The sequence below is a fragment of the Exiguobacterium sp. s21 genome (genome assembly GCF_018617975.1).
Taxonomy (GTDB): domain Bacteria; phylum Bacillota; class Bacilli; order Exiguobacteriales; family Exiguobacteriaceae; genus Exiguobacterium; species Exiguobacterium mexicanum_A.
In genome coordinates this window covers 1-4,712 of the sequence record NZ_JACSLF010000022.1, presented here as the reverse complement: position 1 = coordinate 4,712, position 4,712 = coordinate 1, and the positions used below count along the sequence as shown (strand labels likewise).

The 4,712-nt window shown below is 36.4% G+C and carries 6 protein-coding genes; 4 read left to right on the top strand and 2 right to left on the bottom strand.

Annotated features, from left to right (window positions below; translation table 11 throughout):
• Positions 1–68: 68 nt before the first annotated feature.
• Both KNP06_RS15015 and KNP06_RS15010 read right to left on the bottom strand, forming a co-directional pair.
• Positions 69–509, bottom strand: coding sequence for a hypothetical protein (locus KNP06_RS15015; protein ID WP_214712934.1), 441 nt, complete (start codon positions 507–509; stop codon positions 69–71).
• 25 nt (positions 510–534) lie between these two features.
• Positions 535–1,062: a M57 family metalloprotease gene (locus KNP06_RS15010; protein ID WP_214712933.1), complete on the bottom strand. Its 528-nt coding sequence runs from the start codon at positions 1,060–1,062 to the stop codon at positions 535–537.
• A gap of 173 nt (positions 1,063–1,235) precedes the next feature.
• Between KNP06_RS15010 and KNP06_RS15005 the strand changes: the two genes are divergently transcribed.
• From KNP06_RS15005 to KNP06_RS14990, 4 genes are all read left to right on the top strand, one after another.
• Positions 1,236–1,562, top strand: a complete 327-nt coding sequence (locus KNP06_RS15005; RefSeq protein WP_214712932.1) for a hypothetical protein — start codon at positions 1,236–1,238, stop codon at positions 1,560–1,562.
• Positions 1,563–1,891: 329 nt separating this feature from the next.
• On the top strand, positions 1,892–2,278 hold the full coding sequence (locus KNP06_RS15000; protein ID WP_214712930.1) for a hypothetical protein: 387 nt from the start codon (positions 1,892–1,894) through the stop codon (positions 2,276–2,278).
• Between the two features lie 871 nt (positions 2,279–3,149).
• Complete coding sequence (locus tag KNP06_RS14995; RefSeq protein ID WP_082665795.1) at positions 3,150–3,725, top strand: hypothetical protein; 576 nt, start codon at positions 3,150–3,152, stop codon at positions 3,723–3,725.
• A 14-nt stretch (positions 3,726–3,739) separates the two neighbouring features.
• On the top strand, positions 3,740–4,450 hold the full coding sequence (locus tag KNP06_RS14990) for a hypothetical protein (RefSeq protein ID WP_214712928.1): 711 nt from the start codon (positions 3,740–3,742) through the stop codon (positions 4,448–4,450).
• The last annotated feature ends 262 nt before the right edge of the window (positions 4,451–4,712 follow it).

Below are 4,712 nucleotides of genomic sequence, written 5' to 3'. Positions count from 1 at the left end.
TCACTCCCAATATGATTTAGTCCAGTGTACACAAAAACCCTGAGCAGTAGACTTTTTTTTAGTGTCTACTACTCAGGGTACAGTTTATATTTCTCTATATCTTTTTTTATAGGGCCTTCATACTCATACAAATAAAGTACTACATCTGAATTCTTTTTTAAATTCTTATCATGTTCAACTGTGTACTCGGTGTTATCAATAACTCCTCCAGTTTCTAAAACATTGATTACATCGTTTTTCTTAAATTCACCTTTAAATGTTTCCTTGATTTTTAATTTAGAAAGTGTAAAAGGAAGACCCTCGTATAAGAACGATTCGGTCTCTAACACTTTCGCATCAACAATATAATCGGAATCAGATTTTAAATTTTCGACTTGTGTATATTCTTCAACTACCGAAACTCCAATTTCTTGAGAAAAGACAGGGAAATTCGACGTCTTAATAAAGAATACAGTACCTAAAATTACAGTTGTTAAGAAGCTGACTAATAAAATTCTTTTTTTATTCATTTTAAATTTTCTCCCTTTTTAAAACTTATTTGTAAAGACTATTAACCCCATTAATTTCATCAGTTGTAGGTTTATAAACTGTTCGTCCATCATTATTGTACATTAGTTTATTTGTTTGAGAGACATGAGCTAGTCCTAAAGCATGACCAAATTCATGAGCCCAAACCCCTTTAACTTTACTAGCTGTATAACTAGCTTGATTTAAGTAGTAAAGGTTTCCAGAAATTGCAGAACTAGTGTAATTACCAGAAAAATCTTTGCTGTTAGAACAGTACCCAGACCAACTTACGTTACCAAAATTTTTAGCTGTTACTGTTATTTTATAGCTAGTCTGATTTGCATTAAAAGAAACTTTTGTAGCTGTAGCATTCCAATCTGCCACTGCGCTATTAAGAGGCGCTCCTACTTTTGTATAGGTTCCATCGAATTGCTTTATTGCATAATTAAGACTAGCGGTGCTGTGTTTTCCACCTAATAGTGCGTATGCATCTACATGTTGAACAGTAAAAAATAATGCACTGAACAAAATACCTAAAATTAGAACTTTCTTCAAATTAATACCCCCTAAATTTTTTATATGGTTATTATTTCAAATAAAGTAACCTTAATCCACACATTTATTCAACAATATGGTAATGATTTTGTTTTTATTACCATTTAAATATGGTTATTCTGTAATTATTGAGTTAATGTATAGATATATATGATAATTAAGGAGATGTTCTTATGAAAAAAGTTCTGGTATGTATAGTCTCAGTTTGTTTCTTGTTGGTTGGATGTAATACCACCTCGTCTTCTTGGGCTTTTGATTTTGTAAAGTACAATAATACTCATTACATTCCTACAGAGAATAAGATTAATAATGAGGATTTAGGCGAAAAAATTGGTCAAGTCGAAACATTTTTAGATCAAGAAAGCGATAGTATTAATTTATCTTCTAATAAATTTGCTGAAGGAACTGAAATATATAGTATCCAAGGAATAGATATAAAAGAAGAAATAGCAGTAGTCGAAAAAAATGGAAAAGTATCAAGATTAGAAGCGGAAAAATAAGAATGAAGTGATAAAGATAAGATGGAAACAAAGGGTTCTCAAATACTTTAATGAAAAAGGGACTCTAGCAAAGAACATGAAATAAACCTAAGAAGTTAGGTGCTAATTAACTTGTTCATCCACCACTAGAACCTGAGTCCGGAATTCCATCGGACTCAGGTTCTTTGGTCCTTCTTTGATGAGACGGTGACTTTAATAATTGATGTGGAACTCGAGATTGGCTTTCCATTCTTTATTCGTCTTCCATTTGGCCATCGTATAGGGACGGTCAAGTGGTCGCATAGGGTTCATCCTTTCTCAAAAGTTAGTGTGTCCTTCTTCTGTTTTTGATGTTCGATACGTTCCTGCTTGATGACTATGCGTTCGAAGGATTGGATCCGTTCGTCCGGACGGTGTTCTCGGAACTGATGGAACATCCCGAGTGGATGCGTGTCGTCGACAGGGAACATGGCGTCGAGAAGGTCGTCCGGTTCGATGAAGGACGGAACTCGCCCTATTTCCGGGTATTGATTTACCTGGATGCAGAAGCGCGTCCGATCAAGAAAATGTATCTATATGGGACATGGGTGGTGGCGAATGGGGACGTCAGTTTCGTCGTCTCAGAGCTATCCAAGGGTGTATTCGAATATGAGGTGATGCATGTCCATTGGCTCATCAAGTATCGGTTCGAGGATTGGGGAGTCTCTGAAGACGGGGCATGGGAGAAGGAATGGTGATCCAGGCTCATGCGTGAGCGTCTAACGCCTCGTGGCGAAGTCGCTCATCGCACCGCTGCCCCCCTGACGGCCCGATAACAAGAGCTGCTTTAAAACGCATCGCTATGTTCCTGGCCCTTTCTGACGGGAGGCACGGAGCGTAAGAGCAAAGTCAAATGCAAGGGCATAGGCTGTCTGATTAAACTCTCTTTATGGTTTTCTTAAATTAAGAGGGGTGAGTGTAAGTTCCTTATAATAAGTTACAGTCAAGTGAACTAACTAAATATAGTCAAAATTTACATAAATCCTTTCTGATTTGTATCATTTATCATTAGATTAGAATGATAAGAATTTACTTGAAGCAGTCCCCTCTCCTTGTTATTTTATGATAAATTATTGCATCGCACAGATACTATTGGCAGAGGGGGACTTTGGCTTTGTCGTCTCTGAACTATCCAAGGATGAATTTGAATATGAAGGGATGCATGGGCATCGGCTCATCAAGTGCCGGTTCAAAGAGTGATTCGTGTCCGAGGGCGTCGGACATAAGAAGGAATAATGGACCAGGCTCGTGCATAATCCTCTAGTACAATTTAACGATGGTGCTTTTATTTGGATACGATTCGTATTGATTATTCGTTAGAGTCTGTTCTGATGGTAATCAAATTTAATATACAGGTCACTGAATATCAGAAGATTGAATAAAGCTACATATGACTCACATTTTTTCGCTAGTCGTCATCCCGTTGCAATCCATCTCTCGACCTAAATTTTTAGATGCGTATTTTTATGTAAAAATTAAACAATCCATTATAGGGATAAAAAGAAAAATACGATAGAATTATGATGTCTTTATGACAAGGCATTGAAAAACAAAAAGGAGGGAATATTTATGTTTAATACAAAGAAAAAACGTTTTAAAGTTTGGATGGCATTGTTTACAGCCGTATTCTTCACTACCGTATGTTTTGAATCTGTAGCACAAGCTGACTATTTTGCAGGAGGCAGGAAAAATAATGCCGCACCATATGCTTACTATCATTCAAGCGTTAGTACATATGGATACGTTGGGAACTACGATGTTGCCCGTTCTTATTGGAATGCAAATTCAAAAGTTAACATTAAAAAAACGACTTCAACGTCGGCGCGTCCCGATATTTATTATGTAGGAAATACATCTGTTAGTGGTCTGTTAGGACAAATCATTCCTTATACTAGCACGGGTACGCAAGCAGCAGTGGGTGGGTACTGGGATTATACAACAGTATTTATTTACGATAACCAAATGAGAGCACAATCAACATTTACTTCTTCACGGGTAAATTATAATGCTGCCCATGAAGTTGGTCATACGTTGAAAATGGCCCATGTGACGCCTCCATATAACTCTGTTATGGTTCAAGGGTGGTATAACATTCCTTCTACTCTAACAAGTTATGATTCTGGAGAAATTAATAAAAAGTGGTAAAAGGAGGAGTTTAAATGAAAAGCACATATTTTCTTCTTTCGGCAATGACAGCTTCTTTACTGTTAGTTGGGTGTAATGGAGATAACGTTGATACCGGGTCTAATGAGATTAATTCTAAGAAAATTAGCTCAAGCGAAGTTAATGTGAGTCAAAGTAGTACGAATGAAAATAGTGAAGTTGAGCGTGTTGTCACACATGGTAACTTTGTTGAATATGAAACAGAGGCTGAATTGTTTGCTGATGCAGAATTAGTGGTTATAGCAAGCACAAATGAAGACTTTATGGATCGTGAACACATCGTGAAATATGTACCAAGTAGTGATGAAGAAGAAGGTTTACCAAAAGCTATCGAAGATTTTTACACAAAGACATCGATTACGGTTGAACAAGTTTTGAAACAACCAGCTTCAGAAAAGGTAGCGGACAATAAAAAGATTTCTGTTATAGAGCCGATTGCTTTGTTAGAAGACGGTTCCAAGATATTGTCTGTTGAGAACTATCAAGAAATTTCAAGAGGACAACAATATATTATTTATCTTAAGAAAAATACTAATGGCGAGTACGGCGTCATTAATATGACCAATGGTAGATTTAATTTAGAGAGCACGGATCAAATCGTTAACTTAGCAGAACATGGGCATGACAACGATAAAGCAAAACATGAGAAGATGAAAGATACTGTAAAGAATCGTTTTGCAAAAGAAATTGCCAAAGCTAAAAAATAATTGAACTTCATATACAAAGAGCAACTTGTCATTCTCTTTGTATATGAAGATTTTTTGTGCATAAAATGAAAAGGTTAAAATTTAATTTATGAATCGAGGAACATCATTCGGTTGAATGGTGTTTTTATATGATGAATTATAAAATTAAGTGCAACACCTGAACGTGAACGCAGAAAAGCCCATAGCGACGGCCTCGTGTAGAATGAAGTTACCACACAAACATTCAGACGGAGGAATCGCTATGAGCTACACCCATCTTACC